This window comes from Halorussus ruber, assembly GCF_004765785.1.
Lineage (GTDB): Archaea > Halobacteriota > Halobacteria > Halobacteriales > Haladaptataceae > Halorussus > Halorussus ruber.
The window spans coordinates 18,985-31,863 of the sequence record NZ_SBIT01000002.1; the positions used below are offsets into that span (position 1 = coordinate 18,985).

General features: G+C 61.8%; 16 protein-coding genes. 8 read left to right on the forward strand and 8 right to left on the reverse strand.

Annotated elements, in window-relative coordinates:
- Positions 1–23 precede the first annotated feature (23 nt).
- On the forward strand, positions 24–1,394 hold the full coding sequence (locus EPL01_RS07190) for a tRNA pseudouridine(54/55) synthase Pus10 (protein ID WP_135824587.1): 1,371 nt from the start codon (positions 24–26) through the stop codon (positions 1,392–1,394).
- Positions 1,395–1,683: 289 nt separating this feature from the next.
- Positions 1,684–2,445, forward strand: coding sequence for a DUF2270 domain-containing protein (locus EPL01_RS07195; protein WP_246045643.1), 762 nt, complete (start codon positions 1,684–1,686; stop codon positions 2,443–2,445).
- 24 nt (positions 2,446–2,469) lie between these two features.
- Here EPL01_RS07195 and EPL01_RS07200 read toward each other — a convergent pair whose 3' ends face one another.
- Positions 2,470–3,918, reverse strand: a complete 1,449-nt coding sequence (locus EPL01_RS07200) for an MATE family efflux transporter (RefSeq protein ID WP_135824588.1) — start codon at positions 3,916–3,918, stop codon at positions 2,470–2,472.
- Positions 3,919–4,083: 165 nt separating this feature from the next.
- Between EPL01_RS07200 and EPL01_RS07205 the strand changes: the two genes are divergently transcribed.
- On the forward strand, positions 4,084–4,473 hold the full coding sequence (locus EPL01_RS07205) for a DUF7383 domain-containing protein (RefSeq protein WP_135824589.1): 390 nt from the start codon (positions 4,084–4,086) through the stop codon (positions 4,471–4,473).
- A 50-nt stretch (positions 4,474–4,523) separates the two neighbouring features.
- Here EPL01_RS07205 and EPL01_RS07210 read toward each other — a convergent pair whose 3' ends face one another.
- A complete protein-coding gene (locus EPL01_RS07210) occupies positions 4,524–4,838 on the reverse strand; it encodes a hypothetical protein (RefSeq protein ID WP_135824590.1) in 315 nt (104 codons plus the stop codon).
- A gap of 408 nt (positions 4,839–5,246) precedes the next feature.
- On the opposite strand from EPL01_RS07210, the gene EPL01_RS07220 reads away from it, so the two are divergent.
- The 3 genes from EPL01_RS07220 to rnhB all read left to right on the forward strand — a co-directional run bounded on the left by EPL01_RS07220 (position 5,247) and on the right by rnhB (position 7,200).
- The gene (locus EPL01_RS07220; RefSeq protein ID WP_168215835.1) at positions 5,247–6,017 is read left to right on the forward strand and encodes a hypothetical protein; all 771 of its coding nucleotides are present in this window, start codon (positions 5,247–5,249) and stop codon (positions 6,015–6,017) included.
- 112 nt (positions 6,018–6,129) lie between these two features.
- Positions 6,130–6,405, forward strand: a complete 276-nt coding sequence (locus tag EPL01_RS07225) for a phage repressor protein (protein ID WP_135824593.1) — start codon at positions 6,130–6,132, stop codon at positions 6,403–6,405.
- Between the two features lie 132 nt (positions 6,406–6,537).
- The gene (rnhB, locus tag EPL01_RS07230; RefSeq protein WP_135824594.1) at positions 6,538–7,200 is read left to right on the forward strand and encodes a ribonuclease HII; all 663 of its coding nucleotides are present in this window, start codon (positions 6,538–6,540) and stop codon (positions 7,198–7,200) included.
- Between the two features lie 318 nt (positions 7,201–7,518).
- Here rnhB and EPL01_RS07235 read toward each other — a convergent pair whose 3' ends face one another.
- The 5 genes from EPL01_RS07235 to secF all read right to left on the reverse strand — a co-directional run bounded on the left by EPL01_RS07235 (position 7,519) and on the right by secF (position 11,020).
- Positions 7,519–7,800, reverse strand: a complete 282-nt coding sequence (locus EPL01_RS07235; protein WP_135824595.1) for a hypothetical protein — start codon at positions 7,798–7,800, stop codon at positions 7,519–7,521.
- Between the two features lie 54 nt (positions 7,801–7,854).
- Positions 7,855–8,208 (reverse strand): type II toxin-antitoxin system PemK/MazF family toxin, encoded by a 354-nt coding sequence (locus EPL01_RS07240; protein WP_135824596.1) that lies wholly within the window; start codon positions 8,206–8,208, stop codon positions 7,855–7,857.
- A gap of 3 nt (positions 8,209–8,211) precedes the next feature.
- Positions 8,212–8,478, reverse strand: coding sequence for an AbrB/MazE/SpoVT family DNA-binding domain-containing protein (locus EPL01_RS07245; RefSeq protein WP_135824597.1), 267 nt, complete (start codon positions 8,476–8,478; stop codon positions 8,212–8,214).
- An 83-nt stretch (positions 8,479–8,561) separates the two neighbouring features.
- Positions 8,562–10,139, reverse strand: coding sequence for a preprotein translocase subunit SecD (locus tag EPL01_RS07250; protein ID WP_135824598.1), 1,578 nt, complete (start codon positions 10,137–10,139; stop codon positions 8,562–8,564).
- Positions 10,139–11,020 carry a protein translocase subunit SecF gene (gene secF / locus EPL01_RS07255; RefSeq protein WP_135824599.1) on the reverse strand — a complete coding sequence of 294 codons (882 nt, stop codon included), beginning with the start codon at positions 11,018–11,020 and terminating at the stop codon, positions 10,139–10,141. The genes EPL01_RS07250 and secF overlap by 1 nt, the downstream gene beginning before the upstream one ends.
- Before the next feature lie 180 nt (positions 11,021–11,200).
- On the opposite strand from secF, the gene EPL01_RS07260 reads away from it, so the two are divergent.
- Together EPL01_RS07260 and EPL01_RS07265 are read left to right on the forward strand one after the other, a co-directional pair.
- Positions 11,201–11,866, forward strand: a complete 666-nt coding sequence (locus EPL01_RS07260; protein ID WP_135824600.1) for a hypothetical protein — start codon at positions 11,201–11,203, stop codon at positions 11,864–11,866.
- A 104-nt stretch (positions 11,867–11,970) separates the two neighbouring features.
- Positions 11,971–12,336: a DUF7968 family protein gene (locus tag EPL01_RS07265; RefSeq protein ID WP_135824601.1), complete on the forward strand. Its 366-nt coding sequence runs from the start codon at positions 11,971–11,973 to the stop codon at positions 12,334–12,336.
- Positions 12,337–12,348: 12 nt separating this feature from the next.
- Here the strand turns inward: EPL01_RS07265 and EPL01_RS07270 are convergent, their stop codons facing one another.
- Entirely contained in the window at positions 12,349–12,828 is a 480-nt protein-coding gene (locus tag EPL01_RS07270) for a DUF5812 family protein (protein WP_135824602.1), read from the reverse strand.
- Positions 12,829–12,879: the final 51 nt, after the last annotated feature.

Sequence of the window (12,879 nt, forward strand, 5' to 3'; positions counted from 1 at the left end):
GGCCCGACCCACTCTTTTCGGACATGACTACCCTCGAAGACGCCCGCCGAGTCGCCGAGAACGGCCCCGTCTGCGATTCCTGTCTGGGCCGGTGCTTCGCCGACCGGAGTTTCGGGCTGACCAACGAAGAGCGCGGCCGGTCGCTCCGGGTCGCGGCCGCCATCGAAGACGACGAACCCTTCGAGCCGACCGACCCCGAGAACTGCTGGGTCTGCGAGGGCGAGAGCCAACGTTTCGACGAGTACGCCGAGAAAGTCGCCGAGTCCTTGGAGGGCTGGAACTTCGACACCTATCAGGTCGGGACGCGCACCCCGCCGCTCGTCGAGGAGAACGAGAGTCTCCTGCGCGAATCCGCCGAACTCCCCGAGGACGCGGGCGAGTCGTTCAAGTCGGAGTTCAACCGCGAGGTCGGCAAGCGCGTCGGCCAGTTGACCGGCGCGGAGGTCGATTTCGAGCGCCCCGACGTGCTGGCTCTCCTCAACGTCGATCCCGAGCGCGAGGACCTCTCGGACCACGCCGTCGAGGTCCAGATCAACTCGGCGTTCGTCTACGGCCGGTACAAGAAGTTGGAGCGCGACATTCCCCAGACCGAGTGGCCCTGTCGGGAGTGCGGCGGGTCGGGCAAGCAACTCGCCGTTGGCGGCGTCTCCGAGCAGGGCTCGGAGGCTCGCGAGACGGAGTCTCGCGGCGGCGAGGAGCCCTGCGACCACTGCGGCGGGTCGGGTTACCTCTACGACGAGAGCGTCGAGCAACTCACCACGCCGCCGGTTCTCGACGCGATGGACGGCGAGGAGGCGCTGTTCCACGGCGCGGGCCGCGAGGACGTGGACGCCAAAATGGTCGGCACGGGCCGCCCCTTCGTCATCGAGGTCAAGCGCCCCCGGACGCGGAACGTCGATACCGACGCGCTCGAAGCCAAAATCAACGAGTTCGCCGACGGGAAAGTCGAGGTCACCGACCTCGCGCTGGCGACCCACGAGATGGTCGAGCGCGTCAAGGAGCTGGACGCGAGCAAGACCTACCGGATGGACGTGACCCTCGAGGGCGACGTGACCGAGCAGGCGCTCGAAGAAGCCATCGAGGAGCTTCGGGGCACCACCGTCGAGCAGGACACGCCCCAGCGCGTGGACCACCGCCGAGCGTCCATCACCCGAACTCGGACCGTCTACGACATCGAGGGGCACCTCGAAGACGCCCGGACCGCCGAGCTCGAAGTCCACGGCGAGGGTGGCCTCTACGTCAAGGAACTCGTCTCGGGCGACGAGGGGCGGACCACCCCGAGCCTCGCTGGCCTGCTGGGCGTCGGCGCGGAGGTCACGGCGCTCGACGTGATTGCGGTCGAGGGCGAAGACGAGGCCTTCGACGACCCCGAGTATCTGAAAGAAGAAGTCTGAAGGTTTCTATGACCTGATTCTGCGACTGACAAATACTTAGGTTGAACCGCAACTGAGGTTTCGAAAGCCCTCGCGCGGTTCGCGGTCGCCCTTTCAGTCCGCCAAGGGTTCGGTTGATTAGCCGAGCGAACCCAGTCGGCTGTAGCACCGAGCGACCCCGGTCGGCTGTAACACCGAGCGCAGTCCGCGGTTGGTCGGCCGAGCGCAGTCGGCGGTCGGTCACGCCTGTCCGAACCTAACCGTCTGAGCCGCCACAAGCAGTAGATACCGGAGCGTCGTACCGCCGGACATGGCGGACTCGAACGACCGACAGCGAGACGGTGGCGGCGACGACGCCGACGCCCGCGAGGAGTTGCCCGACGACGACCCCGGCGACGCGCTCGGCCGGGTTCTCGGCGAGAGCGTGGCTGGCGACCCCTCCGCGATGACGGGGATGCTCGGGCACTTCTACCGCGGCCAGATGTCGCGGGTCACGACGTGGCGGAGCAGACTCGACCAGACCGCCTACTGGGCGGTCACGCTGATGGCCGCCCTGCTGACGTGGGTGTTCTCCAGTCCGAACAACCCCCACTACCTCCTGCTCATCGGGATGGGCGCGATGGTAGTGTTCCTGACGGTCGAGACCCGGCGCTACCGGGCCTACGACGTGTGGCGCGAGCGAGTTCGCCTGCTGGAACAGGACCTCTTCGCCGAGATATTCGACCCCGAGGCCGACCTCCCGCACCCCGACTGGCGGCAGCGCCTCGCCGCCGACCTCCGGAATCCCGCGGTCAAGACCCCGGCCAGCGTCGCGCTGGCCCGACGCCTCCGGCGGATTTACTTCCCGCTCCTGCTGGTCCTGCTGGCGTCGTGGCTGGTCCGCATCACGGTCTTTCAGCCCAACGAGACGTGGCGGGCGACCGCCCGAATCTTCGGGATTTCCGGCCCCGCCGTGGTCGCCGGAGTCGGCCTGTCCTACCTCGCGGTCACGGCGCTCGTGATTTACGGCGTCGTGAGTCGGGGCGAGCGCGAGTTCCACGAGCGCGAGAGCACCGACCCGTGGCAGGAGTAGCGAGACAGGGAAGGAGTGACAGAATCAGTCGTCCGCGGGCGTTCCCTCCTCGGGCCGGAACTCTCGGCTGATGTCCTTCCACTTGCCGGTCGAGAACCGGTAGTAGTTGATGACGGCCGGGACCGACGACTCGGCGAGCAGCGAGAGGTAAATCCCGACGATGCCCAGCGGCGTGACCGCGCCGAGGTACGCCAGCGGGATGGCGACTCCGAACATGCCGAGCGCTTGGCTGTAGAAGGGCCACCGGGTGTCGCCGCTGGCGGTCAGCGGGCCGGACGCCGCGCCCTTCACGGCCTGCGGGACGACCGCGACGCAGGCCGCGTAGACCAGTCCCACCGCGACCGGGACCGTTTCGGACCCCGCGTCGCCGACGAACAGGAGGACGATGGGCTTGGCGAACGCCGCGACCAGCGCGGCCGCGACGAGGTATGTCGCCACCGAGAACAGCACGATTTCCCGGCCGAAGGCCTCGGCGGCGCGCTCGTCGCCCTCGCCGAGTTCCTGTCCGACGAGACTGCTCGACGCCAGACTGAACCCCCAGCCGGGAGTGTTCATCAGGCCGAGGATGCGCCGCGTGATGACGTAGGCGGCCACGACCGTCGGGCCGAACAGGCCGACGATGGCCAGCATCGGGAACTTGGCGACGGTCCAGATGCCGTTCCGGCCGACGACGGGCGCGCCGATTCGCACCACGTCCTCGACGGTCTCGCGGTGGAGGTACGAGCCGAAGGGGTCCACCGAGAGGGGGAGGTCGCCCACGCCGGGGAGGCGACCCCACACGAGGCCCGCGACGAAGGCGGCGGTCACGAGGACGTTGGCGAGGACCGTCCCCAGCGCCGCCCCGGTGACGCCCATCCCGAGGCCGAAGATGAACGCGGCGTTGAACGCGATGTTCGAGAGCGCACCGCCGCCCCGCACGAGCATCGGGGTCCACGAGTCGTCCGCGCCGATGTAGATGCGACTCCCGACGAGGTTGAGGCCCGCGAACGGGACCCCGAGCGCGAGGAGTCGGAGGTACTCCGCGCCGAGTTCGACGGCCCGCGCGTCGTCGCTGAGCAGGGAGACGAGTTCGGTCGGAAACAGCCAGAAGGCGGCCGTGACGGGGAGGGTGATGGCGACGACCACCGCCGCGCTGGCCCGAATCGCCACGCCGAGTTCGTCGTAGGCCTCCGCGCCGTAGCGCTGTGAGACTAAGGCGATGGTCCCGCCCGCGATGCCGCCGCCGAGCGAGAAGGCGACGCCCCAGTAGGGGCTGGCGAAGCCGATGCCCGCGATTGCGACGGGACCGACCGCGAGGCCGACCATCGCCACGTCCACCGCGTTTTTCGACATCCGCGCGAGGCCGGTGACGATGCGGGGCCACGAGAGGTCCGCGGTCCGACGCGCCCGCTCGCCGTCGATGAGTCCGGCGCGGGCCAAGGCCCGACCGACCGCGAGGATGAGCAACCGAACCGGATTCGGGAAGCGTGCCACGTTGTTCGGAGTATTTCGAATCGAAACTAAAATAGTTTCTATGTGTGTGGGAACGCGCCAGAAGGCGGCGCGGACCCACCGGCGCGGCCCCGCGTCGAGAGTCCGGCCGGAGCCGACTCCGAGGAGGCCCCTACGAATTTGGGGACTCACGTCGTGAGAGGGGGTATGGCCTACCGAGCTAACTACGCGCTGGTGAACGTGAGTTGCCACCTCGGACCGGAAAGAGACGCGCTGGACGTACCGTGGGCGGAGTACGTCGGCGACGCCACGCCCGCGTTCGAGTTCACGATTCCGACCGAGAAACCGGTGGACGCCTACGTCGGGATTCAGGCCTTCCGGGTCAGCGAGTACGGCCACGAACTCCAAATCAACGGCGAGTCGCTCGGCGGGTTCGACGTACCGCCCGCCAACGGGTGGCAGTACTGGGAGGACGCGATTACCGACGCCGAACTCGACGAGGGCACCAACACCCTGCGAATCCGGCGCGACGAATCCGCCGACGACAGCTTCGCCGTGAACAACGTCACCGTTCACTGGCGCGAACCCGTCGAGTAGGCCGGCAATGTGGTCCGCGACATTCTCGACTGATGTCCTGATGCCGGGACTCACTCTGTCCGGTCCGCATCGTCTGAGTGCCACGGCGGCATCTCCTCGGAATCACGCCACGATGGCGCTCGCTCGCTATTGTCGGCCCACGGCTCGGCGTCCGCGCAGAACCGTGCTAGGTACTCCTCGGTGACGTACTGGAGTTCGAAAACGACCTGTCGCATTCGTTCGACCTGTTCGGTCGAGAGGTCGCCGTTCCAGTAGACTGTACTGGCGACTTCGTCGGCCGTGATGGTTGCGTCCTCGGCGAGGCGTTTCAATACCTGAAATGTCGCTTCGCGGGCGATGCGCTCGAACTCGTCGGACTTGGTCATCCTGTAAGACATATCCCCCTTGACAGCTACGTTAATCTTCCCATATGCACATTTTTAGAATCCTATCTGCACAGAATTTGTGTTCCATCGGAGCGGTTAACCGACTGTTTCGCCGCGTATTCGCTATGCGCCAGCGTGCAGAGTGGATGAAACCAGCAGACGACGCAATTCTCGAATATGTCCGAGACGCTGGTGAGGTTCCACCTGCGGTCATCGCTCGGAATACGGATATGCATCGAAATTACGCGGGCGAGCGATGCCGAGAGTTGACGAACTATGGACTACTCCAAAAGCGAGAGGGAGGGTACTATCAACTTTCCGACCTTGGTGAGGCGTATTTGAATGAAGAGCTAGACGCGACGACGCTAGAATCCGACGATCAATAAACCCATGAAACCGTCTGCTTCGGTGGTAATTAGTAGTATTCTATCACTTTTTACCTTTTTAATATTCTTATTTTCATATGTATTTATAGCCCTAACACGGCAGGAGAATACATCAACCAAATCAAAAACCAAGCTATTAAAAGAGAGTGGGGCTGGTCTTCGAACTCTCTTGTCAGTTCCCCTAATTATGACGGTGGAAATCGCGCTCAATATCGATCTTCGTCGTGCAGATCGCATCCGAGTAGTTATTAGGAATATTAAGACTCACACAATGTTGATCTCAGCTGTTTTTCTAGCTCTTTGGTATTCCCGCGGTATTTCAGGGATGAAAAATACCGCTTTACAAGTAATCCAAGGGTATGGAAGTCTTGTACTTGCTTTAGAGGCAGTTCGTAGCGGTAAAATCACGATAGGAGAGGTATCAGAGGTAAATACTCATGCTGAAGAAATTCGCAGTCTTATGGACCGTTTCTTTGGTGGCCTATTTTTATTCGGCGGCTTTACCGTCCTGTTGCTTTCAAAAATTGGTGGCCAGCCTGTAGCACAAGAATCAGACCCTCTTTTTATTGCTCTTCTTGTTTTCCTTGCTCTATTCTTCGGTTTTGACTATCTTATTAAGATATTATCTTCGGCATTTTATCTTGTGGTCACAATATTTGCATTCATATATATTTCCTCAAAATACAATATTTATATCGGTGGATCAATCACGATTATTATACTTCTTCTTGGGATAGTTCTCGGTCTCAAGGTATTTAGTAAAAGTTTGGGAGAAGAGATGTTTGACTCATAGCACAGAAACAATCTCTCCATTCACGAAACCTATCTCATGTCCTATTAGACAAATCTTTGCATTGCTAAAACACACAACTATATATACCTCGATAATGAAAATCAGCGTGACCATGCGCAAACACGCTAGCTGGCTGACCCAGACCGACGAGCGAGTCCTCGAATTCATCCGCGAACACGGCAACCACCCGCCGACGGCGATTCGCAACCGACTCGCCGAAATCGGCGACGACCTCGACTACTCGGCCAACCACATCGGCATGCGCTGCCGCGAACTCGACGACTACGGCCTGCTGGAGAACCTCGGCGGCGGCACCTACGCCATCACGGACCTCGGCGAGCAGTTCCTCGACGGCGAGTTCGACGCCGGCGACATCGAGAGCAACTAGTAGCGCCGACGCCGATTTTCTCTCTTTCGCGCACTCCGGAGCGACGGCGACGCTCGACCCGCCGCCGCGCCGGTCCGTGCCAGTCCGCGCCGGTCCGTAAAAGCCAATTAGTCGCGCGCGGACTTCGAGAGCGTGTTCGGAGTAGACGAGGCTGGCAAGGGTCCGGTGTTGGGGTCGATGTTCGCGGCCGCGGTCCGAGTGCCCGACGCGGGTCTCCTCCCCGCGGACGTGGACGACTCGAAGAAGCTCTCGGTCGAGCGCCGCGAGGAGATGGCGGCCGAACTCCGCGCGGACGACCGCATCACAGTCGGCGTCGCCGAGATTCCGGTCGAGCGAATCGACGACCCCGAGACCGACATGAACACCCTCACCGTGGCGGCCCACGCCGAGGCCATCGCAGAAGTGGTCGGAGCGGACGAGGAGAGTCAACAGGAGGGAATCGTAGACGCTGGCGACACCAGCGAACAGCGGTTCGCTCGCCGGGTCGCCGACCGCGTGCCCGCGGCGGTGGATTTGACCGCGGAACACGGTGCCGACGAGGACCACGCGGTCGTCGGCGCGGCCAGCGTCGTCGCCAAAGTCGAGCGCGACGCCCACGTCTCGGCGCTGGCCGAGGAGTATCGCGGCGAGTTCGGCGACGTGGGGTCGGGCTACCCGCACGATTCGGTCACCCGCGAGTTTCTGGAGACCTTCGTGGCCGAGCAGGGGCGGCTTCCGGACTGCGCGCGCCGGAGTTGGTCCACCTGCGAGGACGTGTTGGCCGAACAGCAACAGGCAGGTCTCGGGGATTTTTGAGATAGTCGAGGCTCAGTTACGGAGTGGACTTCTTCGGAGGGTTCGGGGACTGCTACCGGTGATTTGGCGGGAGAGGCGAAGCTAGCTCTCTCCGACTCTGTGGAGTCACCGCGACCGCCTCGCACAGTACCGCGACCGCGTGCCTCACGCCTCCCCACCCTCCTGCGGTCCTCGGTCGCTTCACTCCCTGCGGTCCTCGTCCCTCACGCGAGTCACTCCTTCACTTCGTTCAGTCGCTCCCGCGCGCCGGGTGGAAGGTCTCGCTCCCGCGCGCCGGGTGGAAGGTCAAATGTAGCCCATGTCACCCGAGATGGGAAGCTACACCCGACCGCCTTCGGGAGAGTACGGCGGCAGGTCCCACTTCAGCAGGAGCGTCCGAATCCCGAGGCCGATTAGCGCGACACCGAGCGCGAGGAACGCACCGGTGGCGAGGTTCCACCCCGCGGCGTTGAAACTCATGGTCACGAGTCCGAACCCGGCGAAGATTCCCACGGTGGCGACGAGCGTCCAGAAGATGCGACCGGCGAGCAGTTCGAGTTCGGCGCGAACCGCGCGCCGGACGACCCGGTCTAACTCCTCGTCGGAGGTCTCGGAGGGCATAGCACGGAGTTATTCGGCTTCGTACAAGAAGGTTCGCGTCCAAACTAATCGCCGTTAAACGTCTCGCAGACCGAGACTGTATTCGAGAGCCGTATCAACCGAGGTCATCCGGTCGTCCGGAACTGACCCGAGATTCTCTCGAACACGGTGTTCGACGGAAATAGTCCGTACTTGACTACAAAGTGCGACCGAGTCCTCTCGGAGTGGACACTCCTCGGCTTCTATCAGTGCTTCGAACGGATACAGTTGGTCGCCGAACGAGGTGGTAAATGGGACGACGACTGTTGTCGGTGCGTTTTCGTTTCCGATGTCGTTCTGTACCACTAGACACGGACGAGTTCCGCGCTGTTCGGACCCACGAGTTGGGTCGGGTTCGACAATTACGACATCGCCACGACGAACCTCCATCGCCTACCAGTCCGGAGCATCGCCTAGTTCTTCGTTCGCTTCGCGCGAGACTCCGTCGAACGACTCCGCGATTGGCTGGTCGCGGTCCGCACGGCGACGGTAGCCCTCTGCGAGTTCATCACGAGTTACTGGCTTCTCTATGACTATTTTACCGTCTTCGTTACTGACGACTACCTCGTCACCTCCATGGATACCGAACTGCTCCCGAATCCGTTTCGGAAGCGTCACTTGTCCCCGCTCACCGACTTTTCGGCGTTCGCTCTCACTCATAGAAATTCATATTTAATTCATATCCGTTAGTCTTGCGGTCGAATGACTGCTATCAGGCGAGCAGGAATAGAAAGCAGATAGGGTTACTTGTCCGTTAGCAGGCTCCGCAGGATGTCACCGTAGGCGGGCCGGGTGATCAGCACGCCGATGAGGACGCCGAGGATGGTGACGATGGCGAACCCTTGCAGGTCGCCCAGCGAGAGGACCGCCAGCGGACTCATGGCGATGATGGTCGTCGCGGCCGCCGCGCCGATGACCCAGAACGCCTTGCGGAAGCGGCTCTGGAACACCCGCGAGGAGGACACGTCGCCCTCGGACATGACCTCGTCGGCGATGATGATGAGGTCGTCCACCCCGGTCCCGATGACCGCGATGAACCCGGCGATGTGTGAGAGGTCCAGCGGGAGTTGGACCGCGGCGGCGAACCCGAGCAGGATGACGACCTCCGAGAGCGCCGTCACCAGCATCGGGGCCGCGACCTTCGGGTCGCCGTACCGGAGGAAGACCACGGCGCTGACCGCGCCGACCGCGACCAGTCCGGTGATGAGCGAGTAGAGCTTGAACTCCTCGGCCAGACTCGGCGCGAGGAAGTACGACGTCCCCTGCTCCATGTTCAGCGAGGCCGGGAGCGCACCCGCGTTCAGGTGAATCTGGAGCTCGCGGGCCTCGGACATGTTCGTCGTGCTCATGACGAAGTTGGGGCTCTGGGTGAACTTCTCCTGACGGAAGGTCCCGGCGAGGCGCGACCCCATGTTGGCGGCGTAGACGGTCTCGCCGTCAACCACCGTGTAGAGACAGTAACCGGGGTCGTCGGGGTTGGTCTGCCAGCGACACTGGCCGACGCCCTCGGTGACGAAGCCGAACTTCCGCATCGAGTCCGAGAAGTTCTGGGCCGACTGCTGGTTCAGGACCACCGGGACGTTCGGGCCGAGGGTCCGAGACTCCTGTGCGGTCCCGATGCTCTGAAAGTCGCCCTGCGAGAGGAGCGGAACCCGGCGGTACTGGGTGTCGTTCCCGGTCTGGTTCCGGGCCGGGAACCCCGCGACGATTTGGACCTTCCCGCGCTCGGTCACGAGGTCCTCGACTTGGCTCCGGTTGGTGTTGGGCATCTCGATGACCACGAAGTGTTCGCCCTGCGCGGTCTCGACCTGCTGGACGCGACCGCCGGAGAGTCCGGCCTTCGAGATTTTGTCCCGCAGGATTCGGACGACGGTGTTGCGCGTCGCCTCGGTGACGCCGGACCGGACGTTGCTGTAGTCGTATCCGGACTGGTCGAGCGCCGAGGTGAGCTGGTCTCGCGTGACGTTGTTGCTGAACACCTCGACGGTCGTGGTCTCGTTCTGCGCTCTGGCGAGACGCACCTTCACGTCGCCAGCGCCCACGTTCGAGAGGTTGCCAGCGACCGACTTCTCGACCGTTCCGGGTTGAGTTTGGGGCGAGAGGCTGACCTCCGCGGTCATCCCGTCGACGGGCGCTCTGATGCGAGTCCCGCCGGAGAGTTCGAGGCCGAACTTGAGGTTGGTCGGACCGCTGTCGGTCTCCTCGACGACTGCGCCGCTACTGGTGCTGTCGCCGCCGACGCCGGGGGCGAAGATTGCGAACGTGCTGACGACGAGGAAGATGGCGAGCAGGATGACCCGCCAATTGTCGCGGATGTCCATTACTTGGCCACCCCCTCGTACTTGTACCAGCGAAGCAGACTGAGATTGAGCATGTAGGTGTTCATCAGGTCAGTTGCGAGGCCGAGCACGAGCACGATACCGATGGACGCCAGCAGGTCGATGCCGAACAGGTAGGCGACGAACGCCATGACCGCCATCGACGACAGCGACGTGACGGTCATGGTCACACCGGTCCGCATCGCGCGGTGGGTCGACTCGTAGAAGCCGCCCGACCGCCGCAGGATGTGGTTGTTCAGCAGGATGTCGGAGTCCACCGAGTAACCGATGAGCATCAGGAGGGCCGCGACCGTCCCCAGCGACAGGGGAATGCCCAGCAGATTCATCAGCGCGACCGGAATCATGATGTCGCTGAACGCCGAGATGACCACCGCGATGGAGGGCACGAACGACCGGAACATCAGGAAGACCAGCACGCTCATGCCGACGAACGCCAGTCCGATGCCCATCAGCGCGAGGCGCTGGGTCGATTCGCCGAAGCTCGCCGACGTTCCCTGCACGGATTTCACGATGTCGGCCTTCTGTTGCCCTTGTACGGGCTGTAAGTTGTTTCTGGCCTGATTGGCAATGTTTTGGGCCTCCGGTCCGAACGTCACGATGTACGTGTTTTGAGTAGTTTGAACGGGCGTGACTGTCGCTTCTGAACTAAACGCAGCTGGAATTTCAGAGGGCGGTGTCGACGTCTGAGCTCGTAGCTCCGTACCACCAGTAAACTCCATCCCGAGCTGTACCGGCGCGCCGGTGAAGACGTACCACCCGAGGATTACCAACAGTGCGACGGCGAGCACTGCCAACGGAATCGCCGCCAACTGCCGGTTAGTGTACTGGGTGTAGTCCACCTCCGGCACTTCGAACGCTACCATATGGGTGAGAAATGAGGTGGGGCCGTGAATAAGTGTTCTTATCCATCTTGTTCAGTAGACCAATCTGAGAGTAAATAGGAGACATTATCCCCCTCACCTTCATATATCCGTTCATACATTATTGCCGGTTCTGTATTTTATAGTAATACTTAAGTAATTATATATATATTTTACACGAATATGTCTGAAGAAGACAAAGTGAGCAAACGGCGTGCGCTACAAGCAGTCGGACAGTCTCAACAAACGAATCAAGGAGAAGAAACTGAGCGGCGAGGAATATTAAAGGGAGTTGCGACGAGTCTGTTGGGAATTACAGTCTCGTTACTCGGGATCTCCGACACGGGAAGTGCAACTGGTCAAAAAGACTTCGACACGCAGCCATTAGAGGTTAATCCGAGGCGTGCCCAAGAAGCTATAAAAGGAGTTAACCAACAGTTGTTAGATGCTTTAGTTGCCGATGGGCATATTTCTGAACCATCGGCCAGCGTTTTCCCCACCCATAAAATGTCTGGTGAGGAACGCATAGGCGGTGTGGAACGGCTTTTAGCTGGGGAGATTGACCAACGGATTTTCCACAAGCAAACGAATCAGGGAGGTCGATTGTCGCTTAATGTTCCAACTGGGGAGCATTCATCCTTTGCGGTATTTCACCCAAAGGATGGGTCAAAGCGGGTCTTCTATGATGCCAAAGGTAACAAGGAAGAAATTTCTACCTCCGACCACTGTAATGGGTGTTGGTGTACGTGGGATGCTGCTTGTGTTGGCGATGCATGGGTTTGTGATGAACATTGCCCGAATTGCTGGGTAGGTGATTGTCAAACAGTCAAATATCACTGTGGGTGTTGAAATTTGTGATTTTGGCCCAATAAACAACCCCCTAATAGCAGGACAACCATACTTTTGGTAGGGGTAGCGTTGTGGTTTTATAATTAGAACACGAACCACGAGTCATGGTACGTGGAAACAAGGAGAAGGACCTGAGCCAGCGACACGAAGACCTCGCGCCCGCCGAGCGCGTCGTCGTCTCCTACCCGGAGGACCTGAGCGAGTGGGGTCGGTTCCAAGTCGAGAAAGACGCCTTCGTGGCCTACCTCCGCAAGACCAAGACCGACAGGGTCCGGCAGGGCGACGCGTGGGAGGAGTTCGTCGGCGTCGGGTGCTGCGGGAGTACCCTCGACGTGCCACTCCGCGTCGAGCGAATCGAAGGCGGGGAGACGCTCGGCCCCGAGACGGAGATCGAGTGGGAAATTCGGGAGGCCTGCGGGATTCAGGGCGGCTGGCAAGTGCAGAGCCAGAGCGGACCGAACGAAGTGTAATCAACTCCCTTCTCAGGGCATGTAGCGCACGCTGACGACGCCCTCCTCGGACCGGACCTCGACTCGGGAGACGCCGAGTCGGGCCGCCCGCGAGAGGGTTCCCTCGTCGTCGAGCACGTCGGCGACCGCGTCCTCGGTGTCCTCGGGCGGCACCGTGAGGACGTGAATCTCGCCGTCTCCGGCGCGCTCGGTCCGGGCGATTTCGCCCACGTCCTGCTCGGCGGCGAGGTCACGCTCTTGGGTTGTCGGGGGTTCCTCGCTGCGCTCGGTCGAGAGTTGGCGGCGCTCCTCGACTTCCACGACCGACCACGTGAGGTTCATCGGCGGGTCGGGCGCGACGGTCGCTTCCACGGCGTCTTCCTCCTCGACACCGGGGTTCGAGGAGAGCGTGTGGACCTGCCCGTCGTGGACGTCCTTCAGTACCGCCGAGTCGCCCTCGGCGTGGGTGACGAGGAAGCTGCTGGTCTTCTCCTCGGGGTCAGGGTCGGACATGAACGTAGGTACGACGGCCGTGCTTTTTTCGGTTGCGTTCCCGGTCGCATT